Annotated in this window: 12 protein-coding genes and 1 pseudogene; 4 read left to right on the plus strand and 9 right to left on the minus strand. The window is 63.9% G+C overall.

All coding sequences use genetic code 11. The features are described 5' to 3' along the window. Positions 1-294 precede the first annotated feature (294 nt). Positions 295-1,431, minus strand: a complete 1,137-nt coding sequence (locus ACIQ7H_RS13730) for an acyltransferase family protein (RefSeq protein ID WP_395792403.1) — start codon at positions 1,429-1,431, stop codon at positions 295-297. 337 nt (positions 1,432-1,768) lie between these two features. On the opposite strand from ACIQ7H_RS13730, the gene ACIQ7H_RS13735 reads away from it, so the two are divergent. Next, complete coding sequence (locus ACIQ7H_RS13735) at positions 1,769-2,593, plus strand: hypothetical protein (protein WP_395792405.1); 825 nt, start codon at positions 1,769-1,771, stop codon at positions 2,591-2,593. Next, complete coding sequence (locus tag ACIQ7H_RS13740) at positions 2,590-3,156, plus strand: hypothetical protein (protein ID WP_395792407.1); 567 nt, start codon at positions 2,590-2,592, stop codon at positions 3,154-3,156. The genes ACIQ7H_RS13735 and ACIQ7H_RS13740 overlap by 4 nt, the downstream gene beginning before the upstream one ends. Before the next feature lie 286 nt (positions 3,157-3,442). On the opposite strand, the gene ACIQ7H_RS13745 is transcribed toward ACIQ7H_RS13740, so the two are convergent. The 7 genes from ACIQ7H_RS13745 to ACIQ7H_RS13775 form a co-directional block, all read right to left on the minus strand. After that, the gene (locus tag ACIQ7H_RS13745) at positions 3,443-5,623 is read right to left on the minus strand and encodes a S9 family peptidase (protein WP_395792409.1); all 2,181 of its coding nucleotides are present in this window, start codon (positions 5,621-5,623) and stop codon (positions 3,443-3,445) included. Between the two features lie 103 nt (positions 5,624-5,726). Continuing rightward, complete coding sequence (locus ACIQ7H_RS13750) at positions 5,727-7,799, minus strand: prolyl oligopeptidase family protein (protein ID WP_395792427.1); 2,073 nt, start codon at positions 7,797-7,799, stop codon at positions 5,727-5,729. A gap of 255 nt (positions 7,800-8,054) precedes the next feature. After that, positions 8,055-9,164, minus strand: a complete 1,110-nt coding sequence (gene rodA / locus ACIQ7H_RS13755; protein ID WP_395792411.1) for a rod shape-determining protein RodA — start codon at positions 9,162-9,164, stop codon at positions 8,055-8,057. Beyond that, a complete protein-coding gene (gene mrdA / locus ACIQ7H_RS13760) occupies positions 9,161-10,948 on the minus strand; it encodes a penicillin-binding protein 2 (protein WP_395792413.1) in 1,788 nt (595 codons plus the stop codon). The genes rodA and mrdA overlap by 4 nt, the downstream gene beginning before the upstream one ends. Positions 10,949-11,015: 67 nt before the next feature. After that, entirely contained in the window at positions 11,016-11,504 is a 489-nt protein-coding gene (mreD, locus tag ACIQ7H_RS13765) for a rod shape-determining protein MreD (RefSeq protein ID WP_395792429.1), read from the minus strand. After that, positions 11,501-12,376 (minus strand): rod shape-determining protein MreC, encoded by an 876-nt coding sequence (mreC, locus tag ACIQ7H_RS13770; RefSeq protein ID WP_395792415.1) that lies wholly within the window; start codon positions 12,374-12,376, stop codon positions 11,501-11,503. Before mreC ends, mreD begins: the two co-directional genes overlap by 4 nt. A gap of 102 nt (positions 12,377-12,478) precedes the next feature. Then, positions 12,479-13,525: a rod shape-determining protein gene (locus ACIQ7H_RS13775; protein WP_395792417.1), complete on the minus strand. Its 1,047-nt coding sequence runs from the start codon at positions 13,523-13,525 to the stop codon at positions 12,479-12,481. A gap of 260 nt (positions 13,526-13,785) precedes the next feature. Here ACIQ7H_RS13775 and ACIQ7H_RS13780 point away from each other — a divergent pair, with 260 nt between their 5' ends. After that, the gene (locus ACIQ7H_RS13780; RefSeq protein WP_395792419.1) at positions 13,786-14,721 is read left to right on the plus strand and encodes a carbohydrate kinase family protein; all 936 of its coding nucleotides are present in this window, start codon (positions 13,786-13,788) and stop codon (positions 14,719-14,721) included. Between the two features lie 153 nt (positions 14,722-14,874). Here the strand turns inward: ACIQ7H_RS13780 and ACIQ7H_RS13785 are convergent. Then, positions 14,875-15,100: pseudogene (locus ACIQ7H_RS13785) on the minus strand (IS5/IS1182 family transposase); the annotation flags it as partial. Between the two features lie 724 nt (positions 15,101-15,824). Between ACIQ7H_RS13785 and ACIQ7H_RS13790 the strand changes: the two are divergent. Continuing rightward, a complete protein-coding gene (locus tag ACIQ7H_RS13790; protein WP_395792421.1) occupies positions 15,825-16,604 on the plus strand; it encodes a hypothetical protein in 780 nt (259 codons plus the stop codon). The last annotated feature ends 377 nt before the right edge of the window (positions 16,605-16,981 follow it).

The raw sequence follows: 16,981 nt of genomic DNA on the forward strand, positions 1-16,981 counted from the left end.
CATGTACCCGAACCCCGCCGAGCTTGAGGCGCATCGAGCACGCATGGCACGTCGCTTTCTCGTCGCTCGGTCGCAGGCCGATTCGGGCGATACGCCGGCCGCGACTGATCGAAGGACTCCCTCACACAGAAGTCCGGCGCAAGAGGAATGCACTGTTCCGACAACGCGCACGCGCAGCATCAGTCTCGTCGCGGCACGCTCCGCGCAACGCTGATGTGCAGGGTTGCGGCGGGCGGCAAGGGATGCATGCAGAGTCCGCACGCGTACGAGTTTGGCCGGATGCCCGCGCCTTGATCAGCGCGAAGAACCCGTGACCCAGCGGCGCATGGGGGATTCGAAGCTCACGAAGGAGACGCGAGCTGCGAAGTAGACGAGGGCGATGGCCCCCAGCAAGCCCAGCGCGAAGCTCCCGGTGAAACGCTCGATCAGGCGCACGGAGGTGTGCATGATCAGGCCATGGAACAGATACATGAAGTACGACACCTGGCCTACCCGAACCAGGGTGGCGTGGTTGAGCAGGCGGGCGATCCAGCCTTCGCCGTGGGTGGCCAGTGCGCTCACTGCCAGCACTAACACGCCGATGAAAACCGTGTCGAACATGAAAGCGATGCCGAAGCGCAGCAGGCGATCGTCGCCGGTGAATGTGGTGCTCACGTACAGCATCACTATCAGGGCGGGCACCAGGCCAGGCGCTCGCAAACAGCTCGCCAGACGCGCCTGCCAAGCCGGCTGGCGCGTGAGCACGGCCAGAAGGCAGCCCATCAAGAGTTCGTCTGCGCGGGTGTCCAGGGCGCGGTACAGGTAGGCCTCGCTGGTGTCGGTAAACAGCACCAGACCCAGCCGCCAGAGCCAGATCGTGACGATGGCGATCACCAGCACGCGCTCGGGCTGCCAGCGCCGCCGCATCACCCATGCCAGCAGCAGAGGCCAGATCACATAGAACTGCTCCTCGACTGCCAGCGACCAGCAGTGCGACACGATGTGATTGGGCGCGCCGTTGAATGCCTGGAAGTAGTTCACCACGTACAACACGGCGGAAGCGACCGCGTCCCAGGGCACCGGTTTGCCGCGCACCAGCAGGATGCCGATCGCTACCACCAGATAGAGATAGAACGCGGGCATCAGCCGGCCGAAGCGACGCCTGTAGAAGCGCATCAGATCGATTCGTTCACTGCGGTCTATCTCGTCGAGCAGCAGGCGAGTGATGAGCAAGCCGGACAGCACGAAGAAGAGCTTGACGCCCAGGCTTGCCAGAGGCCCGAGCCAGGGAGACCAGGCGGGGTCTGCCTCGATGCCGTGACCGAGCAGGACCAACAGCACGGCAATGGCGCGGAATGCATCCAGGCCACGGATGTGCGTCGCCTGGATGGCAGCGCCGAGTTGGGGGCCGGTCAGGTCCCGCAGGCGGAAAGCAGGGGTGTTCGCGGGCATGGGTTGGCTGGGTGGTGAAGAGGTTCTAGCCCGGATATCTCACACCGGTCGCGGATGATCGTGCCGGAACCGTGATGTCTGGCGCCGCGCCGGAAGACGGCCAGTAGCCGTAGCTACTGGCCGACGCAAGGTGCAAGCCAAGCGCCGCGAGACCGCTGCGAGGGCCGCGAAGCACGAACATGCAGGCGCACAGAATGTCCGAAGCGGGGCACTCCCAGAACCCTTATGCGGCAGGAGATTCAGGGCAGGATCGGGCGGCGGTGGGAAGTATCCAGGTTAGTGAGACTGAGTCACCACGCTAGTGTAGTGATTCGTACTTGGCGGACAGTAGCTGGGAGTGATTCCGCTTGGCTGGCAAGGCGCGACGACGAATCAGGGCAGCGCTTTGGCGAGGAGTAGCGACGCCGCATCGATGCAGCTTGGCGTCGCGCCGATCGCACAGAACGCTTGCCCGCAATCTGTTCGCGCGGCCGCTTTGCTGGCAAAGTTCCGCCGCCGCTCGTGGGTCGTGCTCGACCTTTACGGGCCTGGCATCACCATTTCTCAGGGGGAGTCAACTGTGTATCGAATCAATATGGGTGTATTGCGCGCGGCTTTCGCGTTTTGCCTGGCGGCGAGCTTGTCGGCTTGCATGACAACGCGAGTGTATGTGGACCCGGCCCTGCCGACGGTCGGCAGGGAGGATGTGGGCAGCACGGAGACGCCAATGCCAGTCCAGCTGGCCGCGGAGTTCCGCACCAAGGGCAGCTCCAACGCCAGTGCCACTGCGTTGATGCGGCCGCGCGCGCTGGCTGTGTTGAACGAGTCGGGCCTGTTCTCGCGCGCGACTGAGGCTGCAGTCGAGCAGGGAGGTCGCTTGGTCTTGGTGATCGACAACGTGCCTCTGACCGACAATGCAGCGGCGAAGGGGTTTGGTACGGGTCTCACGCTCGGAGCAGTGGGCAGCATGGTCTCCGATGGCTACCAAGCCTCGCTGGTTTACACGCGAAACGGCGCCACGCACGAAGTTGCAGTCAAGCATGCGATCCATACCACGGTCGGCAATCACGCTGGGCCCGAGGGCCTGACGCCGATGACCATGGACGCAGCCGTGTACCAGATGATCGACCAGATCGTCTGGAATGGGCTGAAGCTATTGAATGCGCAGGGCGCGTTCGAATGAGCCCCGCGACCGTCTGGGTTCGCGGCGTCATCGTGGTTTCAGCACTCGCGCTTTCCGCCTGTGCCAGCGTTCCTGCAGTGCAGTACCAGACCTCACTCAACGCTTCGGTTGTGCTGGGTGCCGGCGAGCCTGCCCGAGGCGGATCAGCCAGTGCAGCCAAGGGCGTGAACGATCGAACGGTGGGCATGCGTGGGGCCGCGATGGAGTCGTCGAGCCCCGAGCGCACGTTCAGCAGCTTCATCCGTGATGCCGTCATCGCCGAGCTGAAGGCGGCCGGTCGCTATTCCGATGAGGCACCTCGACAGGTGTCGGTTGAGCTGTTGAAGCACGACGTCAGCATGGCCGGCATCAAAACCGGCCATGCGACGCTGACGGCCCGGTTCAGGATCGAAGACAAGGGCGCGGTCCGCTTTGACCGGGTTATCGAGGTGAGGCACGAGTGGGAGTCGTCCTTTATCGGAGCCGTTGCAATCCGGGCAGGTCTCGACAACTACCCTACCGCCGTGCAGCGTCTCATCGAGCAGCTTTTCGTCGACCCGGAGTTTCAGCAGGCGCTGCAATAGGCGTAGCTCGGAGGGGTGGCTTCGCACGAGACGAAGCCTGCCCTGATGCCCGGAGCGCCGGCGGTCAAGCCGCATGCGCGGACGCCGACTCCATAGCTCCGCGCGGCGGCAAACCCGGCGCGGAGCGTTCAGCGCACCAGACCGAACCATCGCAGTTGGATGCTCGCATCGGAGAGCTCACCGTGGCCCACCAGCGCCCTCGGCCTGCGAATCGTCAAAAAAACTGTCCTCTCGCAGTCGAAACTCGGCTCGACCCCCAAAGCCCGACAGGTTGCTGGAACAGCACTTACCTCACGCCGAGCTGATCCAACAGGAAGCTGTAGTACTCGGCCACTTCGTGGAAGCGCTGGAAGCGGCCGGACTTGCCGCCGTGGCCCGCTTCCATATTCGTGCGGAACACCAGCAGGTTGTTATCGGTCTTCTTGGCGCGCAGGCGGGCGACGTATTTGGCGGGCTCCCAGTACTGCACCTGGCTGTCCCACAGGCCGGTACCGACGAACATCGCCGGGTAGGCTTTGGCGGCGAGCTGGTCGTAGGGCGAGTAGCTCAGCATGTAGTCGTAGTAGGTCTTGTCTTCCGGGTTACCCCACTCGTCGTACTCGTTGGTGGTCAGCGGGATGCTGGCGTCGAGCATGGTGGTGACCACGTCGACGAAGGGCACCTGACTGACAATGGCGCGGTACTTTTCGGGCGCCATGTTCGAGACCGCGCCCATCAGCAGACCACCGGCGCTGCCACCCATGGCTGCGACGCGATCGGCCGCGGCGAACTTCTCGGCGACCAGGAAATCGGTGACGTCGATGAAGTCGGTGAAGGTGTTGACCTTCTTCAGCAGCTTGCCGTCTTCATACCAGCTTCGACCCATTTCCTGACCGCCGCGGATGTGGGCGATGGCATAGACCATGCCGCGGTCGACCAGCGAGATCACGTTCGGGCTGAAGGCCGGGTCCATGCTGGCGCCGTAGCTGCCGTAGCCGTACTGCAGCAGGGCGCCGCTGCCATCGCGTTTGAAATCGGCACGGTGCAGAACCGTCACCGGCACCTTGACGCCGTCGCGCGCGGTTGCCCAGATCCGATCGGTCACGTAATTCGTCTTGTCGAAGCCGCCGAGCACGGGCTGCTCTTTCAGCAGTCTGCGTTCGCCGGTGACGACGTTGAGTTCAAAGGTGGTCGCCGGCATGGTCAACGAGGTGTAGGTGTAGCGCAGCCAGTCGGTACCGGGCTCCGCGTTCATCGCCAGACCCATGCTGTAGGCCGACTCATCGGCAGCCACGTACTGCTCAGCGCCGTCGTGCTTGCGCACGCGCAGGCGCGTGAGGCCGCCGGAACGCTCACTCACCGCGATGAAGCCGTCGAACAGGGCGAAGTCGCTGATGTAGACCGCGGGATCGTGCGCGATCAGGTCCTTCCACTGGCTGCGCGCGCGGATGTCGTTCTCGCTGGCCTCCATCAGTTTGAAGTTGGTGGCCTCCCAGTTGGTGCGGATCACCCAGCGGTCGCCGAGGTGATCGGCGGTGTACTCGAAGTCGCGCTCGCGCGGGGCGAGGATCTCGAAATCGCCGGGAGCTGCAGCCGGCGTACAGCGCGTCTCATCGGACACCGTGCTCGATACCGAGATGCAGATGAACTTTTCCGAGGTGGTGGTGCCAACGCCCATGTAGAAGGTCGAATCGCGCTCCTCGTAGACCAGCCGATCGGCCCCGACTTCGGTTCCAAGGCTGTGCCGCTTGACCCGCTTGGTGAGCAGGGTCTCGGCGTCGTTCTCGACGTAGTAGAAGCTCGCGCTGTCGGCGGTCCACGCAAAGCTCTCGGAGAGGCCATTGATCTCGACCGGCAGCAGCTCGCCGGTTTCAAGATTCCTGATCCGCAGCGTGTATTGGCGGCGGCCGCTGGTGTCTTCCAAATAGGCCAGCAGCTTGCCGTCGGGGCTGACCTCAAAGGTCGCCACTTGATAAAAGCCCTTGCCCTCGGCCAACGCATTGACGTCCAACAGGATCTCTTCAGCGGCCTGCATGTCGCCCTTGCGGCGCGCATGGATCGGATACTCGCGGCCTTCCTCGAAACGTGTGTAGTACCAGTAGCCCTTTTCGCGATAGGGCACCGAGCTGTCGTCCTGCTTGATGCGGCCGACCAGCTCGGCGTACAGCGATTCCTTCATCGAGGCCAGCGGTGCCAGCATGCTGTCGGCGTAGGCGTTCTCGGCGCTGAGGTAGGCGAGCATTTCCGGCTGTTCGCGGCTGTCGTCGCGCAGCCAGTAGTACTCGTCATTGCGGACCGCACCGTGCGGGGCACGGACTTCGTGCGGGCGCTGCTCAGCCACGGGCGCGGCGGCTTGGCTCGCACCCGGCGTCGCGCTGCCAGCAGCGCCGGCATCGACAGGATCCGCAGCGCGCTGGCAGCCTGCCAAGGTGATGATGGCGGCGGCGAGCGCGCCGAGCCGCAGCAGGCGTTGGTGCATCAGGTTCATGGTGCGGTCTCCATCCATGTGAAACCCCGGCGCGGAATCCCGGCCGGGGTGGGGGGTGCGAGGTCAGCCGGCGAGTCTACGCCGGCCGAAGGACGCGGCTGGCTCAGCTCTTCGGGAACAAGTGCTGACGCAGATAGCTGTAGGCAATGGCCTGCATGTAGGCGCGTTGACCATTGTCGGCTGCGCCACCGTGGCCGCCCTCGATGTTCTCGTAGTAGTCGACATCGTGGCCCTGCGCCTGCATACGCGCGAACATCTTGCGCGCATGACCCGGATGCACGCGGTCATCGCGGGTCGAGGTGGTGAACAGCACCGGCGGATACTTCGCATCGGCCTTGAGGTTCTGATACGGCGAGTACTTCTGCAGGAACTCCCAGTCGGCGGTTTCGGGATTGCCGTACTCGGCCATCCACGAGGCTCCCGCCAGCAGCAGGTGGTAGCGCTTCATGTCCAGCAGCGGCACCTGGCAGACCACGGCGCCGAACAGCTCCGGGTACATCACGGTCATGTTGCCCATCAGCAGGCCGCCATTGCTGCCGCCCTGCATGCCGAGGTGGGCGGGGGCGGTGATGTTCTTGGCGATCAGATCGCGCGCGACTGCAGCGAAATCCTCATAGGCCTTGTTGCGGTTGGCCTTCAGCGCCGCCTGATGCCAGCGCGGGCCGTACTCGCCACCGCCGCGGATGTTGGCCACCACGTACACACCGCCGTCCTGCAGCCAGGCCCGACCGACCGCGCCGGAGTAGGTGGGCGTCAGCGAAATCTCGAAGCCGCCGTAGCCGTACAGCAGGGTCGGATTCGTACCGTTGGCCTGCAGGCCTTTGCGCGCCACCATGAAGTAGGGCACGCGGGTGCCGTCATCGCTGGTCGCGAACGACTGGGTGATCTCGTAGCCGGAGGCATCAAAGAAGGCCGGCATTTCCTTTAGCTTGAGCTTCTCGCCCATCAGCTCACCCAGCGACAGGGTGCTCGGGGTGAGGTAGTCGGTCGAGGTCAGCCAGACTTTGTCCGAGGTGTCGGCGTCGAAGGCGCTGACGGTGACCGTGCCGAACGCCGGCGCACCCGGCAGTGCCGTTGAAGCCCAGGCTTCGCCGGCCTGCGCGGCCGGGGTCAGCACGCTGAGCCGGTTCTTGACGTCTTCCAGCACGTTCAGCACCAGGTGATTGGCGGTGAAGGTGTAGCTGGCCAGCGAGGTGCTCTCCGAAGGGGTGAACAGCACCGTGTAGACACGTTCGCCGGCCATGTAGGCATCGAACTTGGCCGCAAGCAGGCTGCCGGCGGGGTAGGTCGAAGCGCCTTCGGTCAGCGGCTCACGCAGCTCCAGCAGCAGCCAGTCCTTGCGCACCGATTTGTTGGCGCTGTTCGGTGCGTCGATTTTGCTCAGCGCCCCGTCCGCGCCGATCACGTACAGCTCGTCGTTGTAGAAGGCGAGCGTGCGGGAGACGAAGCTGCGCTCATAGCCGGGCGTGTCGTCATGCATGGCGGCGATGTACATGTCGCCGGCCTGACCCTCGTAGACGACCTCAGCGGCCGACAATTCGGTGCCGCGCTTCCAGCGCTTGGCGATGCGCGGATAGCCGGAAGAAGTCAGCGAGCCATCACCGAAATCGGTATAGACGAACACCGTGTCGGCATCGATCCAGCTCATGCCGCCCTTGGCTTCGGGGCGGTAGTAGCCGTCACCGATGAAGGTCCGCGTGGCGATATCGAATTCGCGGGTGACATTGGCATCGGCACCGCCGCGCGACAGCGACAGCAGGCAGCGGGTGTACTCCGGACGCAGGCACTCAGCGCCTGCCCAGACCCAGTTCTCACCCTCGGCCTTGTTCAGCGCGTCGAGGTCCAGAATCACTTCCCAGGCCGGCGTTGCGCTGCTGTAACTGTCCAGCGTGGTTCGCCGCCAGAGGCCACGCGGGTTCTGCGCGTCCTGCCAGAAGTTGTACAGATGCCCGCCCATCTCGATCACGTAGGGGATCTTGGCGTCGGAATCGAGGATCGCGCGCAGGTCGTCGCGGAGTTTTCCGAAACCCGGCAGGCTCTCCAGCGACTGTTTGGAAGCGGCGTTCTGCGTCCGTACCCAATCCAGCGCTTTCTCGCCTTCCACATCCTCCAGCCACAGGTACGGATCTTCGACGACATCGGCCGCCGGGGCGCTGCTTGCTGCGGTTTGATTCATGGCCGGCGCCTCCTGCGCCTTCTCGCCGCAGCCGGCGAGGATCAGAGCGATTGCGGTAAGGCCCGCCAGACCCGTCAGGCGGGCCGTTGTGCTGACAAACATTTGGTGTCTCCCTGAGTGTGGCAGGCAGCCTAGGGCCGCCGTTCTGGATTGACTGAGTCCCGGAAGTCACGCGGCCTGAAGGCGCAGGGCCTGATTCAGCGATTCGTGCGCGCCCATGGGCGGTTGTGCGCGCAAACAACGCGATCGGGCCTTCTATTCGCCCATGAACCTCCGGTGGGCATTGACCGACATGATGATGCCGAAGCCGGCCAGCAGCGACACCGCTGAGGTGCCGCCATAGCTCATCAGAGGCATCGGCACACCGATCACCGGCAGCACGCCGGAAATCATTCCGCTGTTCAGCAACACGAACAGAAAGAAGGTCATCGCCAGCGCGCTGCCAACCAAGCGTGCGTAGGTGTCGCGCGACTGCGCCACGATGAACAGGCTGCGGCCGATGATGAACAGGAACAGGGCCAGCACGCCGACTACGCCCATCAGGCCGAACTCTTCGGCAAACACCGAGAAGATGAAGTCAGTCGTGTGCTCGGGCAGAAAGTCGAGCCGTGACTGCGTGCCCTCGCCCCAGCCCTTGCCGAAAACACCGCCGGAACCCACCGCGATCTTCGACTGGATGATGTTCCAACCGAGCCCAAGTGGGTCGGCTTCGGGGTCCAGAAAGGTGAGAAAACGCTCGCGATGGTACTCCCGCAGCAGCGGCCAGCCCAGCGGTGCCAGCACGGCTGCGATGCCTACGAGTAGCGCGATCCGGCGCCAGGCGAGGCCTGCCATGAAGATGCAGAACGCGCCCGAAAATCCCACCACCAGGGCCGTACCGAGGTCAGGCTGAACGGCAATCAATGCCACCGGCAGGCCGATGATTCCGCCGCACAACAGCAGGGTCCCCCAGCCCGGTGGCAGCGACCCGCGGTGCAGCAACCAGGCCACCATCATCGGCAGGGTCAGCTTGAGCAGCTCACCGGGCTGCACGAAAAACACGCCGAGATTGAGCCAGTGCCGTCCGCTGCGACCGGTCCCGAACACCGGCACCAAGAGCAGCAGAACCAGGCTGGCGGCGAACAGCCACGGGGTCCACAACCGAAGCTGCTGCGGCGGAATCAGCGCGATGACCCACAGTGCCGCGAAGCCCGCGGCGAACCGCGCTGCCTGCGCCGAGAACAGGGCCGGCGCGCCGCTGGTAGCGCTGTGCAAAGTCAGCAACCCGATCGCCGACAGCAGCAACAAGGCAGCCAACAGCGGCAGGTCGAGCCGCGGCAGCAGCCAACCCAGTGGGCCGCGGCTGGCGCCGAAGTGGGCGTTCATTGCGGCTCCCTCAGCACCCAGGCATCCAGAATCTTGCGCGCCACTGGCGCCGCGGTTCGCGATCCGGACCCACCGCCTTCGACCACGACCACCAGCGCGATCGTGGGTGCGTCGGCCGGCGCAAACGCGACAAACAGGGCCTGATTGCGCTGATTCGCTGCCAGCCGCGACTGGTCGACTTCGGCATCACCGCTACGTCCCACCCGCTGCGCAGTTCCGGTCTTGCCGGCAATGCGATACGGCGCACCGACCGCGGCCGCGCGAGCGGTCCCGGAGGGGCTGTGCATCACCGCCTCCATACCTTCGATGACCGCCTGCAGGTTTTCAGGGCGGGATACCAGGCTCAGTGGCGGAGCCGTCAGCGGGACCGGCTCGATTTCAGCGTCGAAGCCACGCTGGGTCGCCTGTAGAAGATGCGGCTGAATCCGCACGCCGCCCGCAGCGAGCGTGGCCGTGGCGTGGGCGAGCTGCAGTGGCGTGGTCACCCAGAAGCCTTGTCCAATGCCTGCGATGACGGTCTCACCCGGATACCAAGGCTGATTGCGGCTGGCGCGCTTCCAGGCCGGCGTAGGCAGGATGCCGGTCGATTCGCCGATCAGGTCGATGCCGGTCCGCGCGCCGAAGCCGAACTGGGCCATGTAGCTCGATAGCCGTTCGATGCCGAGATCCATCGCCAGCGTGTAGTAGTAGGTATTGACCGACTGCGCCAGCGATTCGCGCAAGTTGATCGCGCCGTGGCCACCACGCCGCCAGTCGCGGTACTCGCGCTGCTGGCCTGGCAGTCGATAGGCTCCGCTCGAGAACACGGTGTCGGTGGGGCGGCGAATGCCCAGCTCCAAACCGGCGAGTCCGATGAACGGCTTGAGCGTCGAGCCCGGCTCGTAGCCGCCCAGCAGTACTCGATTGAACAACGGGCGCCCCGGCGCCTGCAGCAGGTCGGCGTAGTCAGCGCGGCCAATCCCGTTGACGAACGGATTCGGGTCATAGCTGGGCAGGCTGACCATGGCGAGAATGTCCCCCGAACGCGGATCTATGGCCACCGCCGCTCCGGACGCACCTGCAAACGCGGCAACCATCGCCTGCTGCAGTTCAACATCGAGGCTGATGTACAGGTGTTCGCCCGACTCCGCCGGTTCGCGGTTCAGCACCCGCAGCGTACGGCCCTCGGCATTGATCTCAACCCGTTCGATGCCGACCTCGCCGTGCAGGCGCGATTCGTAAAAGCGCTCGATACCCGATTTGCCGACGTGGGTCGCGCCGCGATAGCGCGCCGCATCCAGCAATTGCTGGTCGTTGGTATCGATCCGCCCGACGTAGCCAACCACGTGGGCGAGAAGATCGCCGTAGGGGTAGCGGCGGGACAGGTAGGGCACGACCTCAACCCCGGGGAACTCGTGCCTGCGCACCGCAAACGCCGCCACCTCGGACTCGCTCAAGGGGAACTTCAGCGGTACCGGCTGGAAACGTCGCTTCGCCGCGCGCGCATCGGCGAAGCGCAGCAGGTCCTCGTCGCTGAGGTTGATGACCCCCGCCAAGGCGGCCAGGCTCGCATCGATATCGGCGACCTGCTCCGGAATCAGCTCCAGGCGATAGGCCGGAACGTTGTCGGCCAACAGTCGCCCGGCCCGGTCGTAGATCAACCCGCGAGCGGGCACGATCGGCCGGGAGCGGATGCGGTTGGCCTCGGATTGAGTGGTGTACTCGTCGTGTCGGTAGATCTGCAGATAGGCGAAGCGCAGCCCGAGCAGGATCAGGGCGAGTCCGGCCACCACGAATGCGAGCAATGCTCGTCGTCGAAACAGGCGCGCTTCGGAAGCGGGTTCACGCAAACGCTGCCCGCGTGCCATCGGCTCAGCTGCTCCGCTGGCGCGCGCGCAGGCGCAGGCCGTCCAGTGCCAGAAAGAGCCACGGCCACAGCAGCATCCCCGTCAGCGGCGCGATCCAAAACGCGGCGGGCGGCATGCCCTCGCCCGAGAAACCGCGCACCATCAGCACCACGATCCGGTCGTTGAGCAGAATCGCCAGAACGGCCAGCGCCTGCTGCCAGAGCGTGAAAAACCGCAGGCGCGGTCTAAAGCGCAACACGATGAAGGCCAACATACACAACCTCAGCGCATGCTCGCCAAGCAAAGTGCCATGCAGGAGATCGGCGGCCAAACCGATCAGGAAGGCCACGCCGAGACCGACGCGCTCAGGGTCTTCAAGCAGCCAGTAGCACAGCACCAAGGCCAGCCAGAACGGTTTGAAGGCTGCCACCGTGCTCGGCAGGGGCAGCAGGCCGAGTATCAAAGCAACCAGCAAGGACAGTGGGAACAGAGCTGTGCTACGCCAGCGCATCAGCGCACTCCTCCGGCTTGAGCGGGCGAGCTGAGTTCGAGCGGTGGGCCAACTTCCGGGGTGGCTTCGGTCGTCCACAACAGCAGCAGCTCGCCGCTGCGATCGAGTTGAGCCGCCGGTCGGGCGCTGGCAACCAGGAACAATCGGGTGTCGTCGGCAGCGATAGAAGTGACTTCGCCGACGGCCAGCCCGGCCGGGAAGCGCCCACCGATGCCCGAGGTCACCAGGACATCGCCGACCGCGATATCGGCGCTCTGCGGAATGTTTGGCAGCAGCAGCTCATCGGTACGCCCCGTGCCATAGGCAATGGTACGCAGGCCGGTGCGTACGACCTGCACCAGTACGCTGTGGCTGGGATCCGAGATCAGCAGCGCGGTTGAGCTCCAAGGTGAAACATCAAGGATCTGGCCGACAACACCACGCGAGTCGATCAATGCGAGCCCTGGACGCGCGCCGCGTCGCTCGCCGGCGTCGATCAGAATCCGGTGTCGGAAGGGATCAAGATCCACGTTCAACACGCTGGCCAGCTGCACGCTGAGCAGGAGGCCGCGCGTACCGCCAAGAAGATCGCGCAGTCGCTGGTTCTCCTGCTGCACCGCGTAAAGCCGATCCAGCCGGGCCTGCGCGACCAGCAACTGCTGCGACAAAGCATGCCGCTCGTCCAGCAGATCGCTGTGGCTGGTGAATGCATCGCGAGTCTGCACGGCAAGCTGGGCCGGCAGGCCGGCCAACAGATACAGAGGCTGCGCGAGTGCGCTTCCGACAGCGCGGATGCGTTCAACCATCGCAGTACGGTGGTCAGCCACCATCAGTGCAACAGCCACGAGCAGGTAGACCAGCAGGCGCAGCGGACCTGCACCTGCTTCGCTGAACAACCCCGCGGGCGCTCGATTGCCGATCAACTGTCCAAACCCCGCCGCCGCATCGATGATCGTTTCCCGGCCAGCGCCACGGGCCTGCCCTGCCGCAATGGCGGACTACTCGGGCGCGAAGAAATCGTTCCCGTGCATGTCGATCAACTCAAGTGCACGGCCGCCGCCACGGGCAACACAGGTCAGAGGATCATCGGCCACGTGCACGTGCAGGCCGGTCTCGTCCGAAATCAGCTTGTCCAGATCCCGCAACAGCGCGCCACCGCCGGTTAGCACGATTCCGCGTTCGGCGACGTCGGCGCACAGCTCCGGCGGCGTTTGTTCCAGTGCCGCGCGCACGGCACTGGTGATACCAGCCAGCGGCTCGTGCAGGGCTTCCAGAACTTCGTTGGAGTTCATGGTGAAGTTGCGCGGCACGCCCTCGGCCAGATTGCGGCCCGAGACCTCTATCTCGCGAACTTCGGCCTGAGGAAACGCACAGCCGATTTCGATCTTGATCTTCTCGGCGGTGGTCTCGCCGATCAGCGTGCCATGGTTGCGGCGCACGTAGCTGATGATCGCTTCATCGAAGCGGTCGCCACCGATGCGCACCGACTGCGAGTAAACGATGCCATTGAGCGAGATCACCGCGACTTCAGACGTGCCGCCGCCGATGTCCAGCACCATCGCACCGCGTGCCTCGTGCACCGGAATGCCGGCACCTATCGCGGCCGCCATGGGCTCTTCGATCAAGAACACCTCACGCGCACCGGCTTCCTCTGCGGATTCCTTGATCGCGCGGCGCTCCACCTGCGTCGAGCCACACGGCACGCAGATCAGCACGCGCGGGCTCGGCCGCAGGAACCGCGAGCGGTGCACCTTGCGGATGAAGTGCTTGAGCATCTCTTCTGTTGTGCTGAAGTCGGCGATCACGCCGTCCTTCATCGGCCGGATCGTGGTGATGTTGCCTGGCGTCCGACCGAGCATGCGCTTGGCTTCGTGTCCCACCGCGGCGACTGATTTGTGTGAGCCCGGGCCACGGTCTTGGCGGATCGCCACGACAGATGGCTCATTGAGCACGATACCCTGATTGCGTACGTAGATCAGGGTGTTGGCGGTGCCGAGGTCGATCGACAGATCGTTTGAAAACAGGCCACGCAGGCTCTTGAACATGAGGACACGGACTTCCGGTGAAAAGCACGCAAGGGTAGCAAGGGGGCCTCGCAGCGGCAAGAAATCTCATACGGCCCGGACAGCTGCGGTTCCCGCTGGCGCACGCATTCGGACGATTCCGAGCGTGCCGAATGCGCCCGCATGCTTCAAACTACGCGGCCTCGTCGCTGCCATCCCCGGCTGCGACATTGATACACGCCGGATCATGGGCATCGCACAGCCGAGCTGTGTTGCCGGACGGCACAGCGTCGGAGAATTTCATGGCGGCATTGATCTGCGGCTCACTCGCGTACGACACCATCATGGTGTTCCAGGACCAGTTCAAGAATCACATCCTGCCTGACAAGGTTCACATCTTGAACGTGTCGTTCCTTGTGCCGCGTATGCGCCGGGAGTTTGGCGGCTGCGCGGGCAATATCGCCTATAACCTCAAGCTGCTGGGCGGCGACCCGATCCCGATGGCGACAGTGGGCCAGGATTTCTCTCCGTATCGGGAGCATTTCGATGCGTGCGGCATTACGTTGAAACACGTGAAGGAGATCGAGGATCTCTACACCGCACAGGCGTTCATCACCACTGATCTCGACGACAACCAGATCACAGCCTTTCATCCCGGCGCGATGATGCGTTCCTACGAGAATCATGTGCGCGACGTGGCTGACGTCGAGTTCGGGATCGTCGGCCCCGATGGCTACGAGGCGATGCTGCAGAACTCGACCGAGTTTGCCGAAGCGGGCATCCCCTTCATTTTCGATCCCGGCCAGGCGATGCCGCTGTTCAACGGCGAGGAACTGCGCCGCATGATTGAACAGGCCACCTACGTCACCGTTAATGACTACGAGTCGAGCCTGCTGCAGGAGCGTACGGGCTTTTCTTCGAAGGATATCGCCGAGCGTGTCAAGGCCTACATCATTACCCGTGGGCCGAAGGGCTCAGAGGTCCATTCAGGCACAGGCCTGATGCAGATTCCTGCCGCCAACGCCATGCGCGTGGTGGACCCTACAGGTTGCGGCGACGCCTACCGTGCGGGACTGATTTTTGGCCTCATGCAGGGCATGGATCTTTCGACTTCGGGCCGAATCGCGTCGCTGATGGGTGCACTCAAGATCGAGCATCTAGGCCCTCAGAATCAGCGCTTCGATTACGCTGAATTCTCAGAGCAATTCCGTCAGCAATTCGGCTACGCCCTGCGTTGACGCAAGGGTGATGCACCCGAGAGCGTCATGAGTAGTGCTCAGGAGATCCCTGAAACGCACTCATTCCGGGTGCGGGTTGGGGCGGATTCGCGCAAGTGCGAACTTCACCCATCTGTGGAGACAGCACCCGTGGCTCCTCTCCCGCAGCCCGCTCGGCCGGGTACTCGGCCTGCTCGCGCTCAGCGAGCGCGTCGATCGTCGCCTTCGCGTGCGCAAGCACCAGCGGGCGATCCTCGCGGCGCTTGATCTCATTCGGCAGCTTGACGCCATCGGGAGTCGCGCTCGTGTCCGCGACTTCCTCCAACGCCAGACGTTCCTGCACTTCGGCGTTGAGCTGCGCTTCGATCTTCTCGGCGTGGGCATTCGACAACGCGCTCCGCTCTGCGCCTTCACTGCTCCGCTGTGCGGCTAACTTGGGCGGTCAGACCATGTGGTTTCAAAACAACTGCATGTCCCACCTCAAACGCAGCAGTGTTCACCGGCCGAACATCGACGCCCGCATCCAACAGCCCGTCGACCAGCCAGTACCCGGTCCGTTAACGCCAGCGCAAGGAACGGTGCAAGTGCCTGCAGCAGCGGCTCCAGGCTTTTTGCACAAACGCCTTTCGAGTGCGACGGTCCTGTTCGTCGATGACGGACAGCTCGGCTGAAGGATCGGTTCCTGCGTAAAGCCCGGAGAGCAGCGGAGCAAGCTCCGCTCTACTGATCCGGCACCAAGAAGATCGAGCATTTTCGGCACAGCGCGCCGGTGACGCACGCCATGTGCAAGCCTCGCGCTTCAAACTTCAGCTGCCCGCCTGAGGTGGCCCGCACCGGCCAAGGATTACCACGCGGGTCGCGAATCATCACCGCCGGCAGCCGGCCGATCAATATGCAGCATCCCGTTTCTGGGCAACACAGCGCCGGCGCGGGTGAAAGGGTCCCTTTCCCCGGAAGCGTGGGCGAAATCACCATCGACTTCCCTTGATTGGTAGGACACCGGGCAACTGTCGGGTGTCATCTGTTGAGCATTCACTGTAGTGGCGTTCTCGGGTCCAGCAGCCTGCTGGGCTTGGGGCGAGCCATCAGTGATCGTCCACTCACCCTCAAGACGAACCCACTTCATGTTCATTCAAGCCGTTCTCTCCGCCTCTCTCGCCGCCGCCGTAGCTGCAGAACCCAGTGTCGACCTCTACCCAGCTCTGGACCCAGCAGCGCACAAGCTCCTGAGCGAGACGGTCCCGGGCTCAAGCGGGTGGTCCGAGCGCGAGGACGGGGTCTATTTCGGCCGCATGCAGGATGGCAGCAAAGTGCGCCTACTGACCGCAGACGGCATGGACGTGCGCAAACAGGAACTGCACGCGATGCTTTCATCGGCGAAGCGGTCTCCCACCGCGAACAAATCCAGCTACGCCTGGATGCAGCAGGAACTCGAAGCCCTTGATCGCATGCCTTTGAACAGGCAGAAAGCTTCGCAAGGGGATCTTCGCCATGCTTCGATCTGCGGGCTCCTCAACGAGACGCGGGGCACGTTTTCGGCGGATTTCATTCCCTACTTGAACTTCTCGGTCGCGGGCGGGGCATCGATCGTGCGGATCCCACCGTTCGGTCCGACAGTGCCGCCACGCCGTCTGATCAGTCATGGCTGGGCCTCGCATGGCGTTGGCGTGCCCTCGCAAGGGCTTTTCGCGGGCCAGTTCGACGACTACTTCACCGTGATCTCCTCCAATCCCGTCAACGGAAGCTGGGTGGTCCCAGAGATGCGAGCCTGCGAGATCCAGATCGATGCCACCATCTCGGTGGGCTGCACCGCGGAATCGCCCACACCCTATTCATACTTCAGCGTCCCGCGTTGGCAGACGTGCGAAGGCCTGGTGGAGGGAAGCCCGATCAACGTCTGGTAACGGATCAATGCTCTTGCGCTGGCCAAGGACGGCCAGCGTGAAGGGTGATCTGCGAACGTTCCCGAACAGCACCGCTCATGGGCGACCCAAGTTCCGCACTTAATCGCGCAAGTGATTGATTTCCCGACGCCCGGGCTGTAAAAAATGCCACTACAGCTTTACGGCGACCGCAGTTCGAGGGCCTCGAACAGGCTGAGTTGCTCGGGGCTGGTTTTGCTCAATCCCGAGTAGCTGCGCTCGCCGATCGTGGCGCCCTACGTGTCAACCTCCTACCCAACAGTTGTTCTCGGTTTTTATAGATAACAATTGTGGGGCGGTTTGAGGAGGTTTCAGTGAGCAAGGCAGGCATCGAAGTGGAGACAGATCCGCAGCTTGAA

This window comes from Aquimonas sp. (assembly GCF_044377145.1).
Lineage (GTDB): Bacteria > Pseudomonadota > Gammaproteobacteria > Xanthomonadales > Xanthomonadaceae > Aquimonas.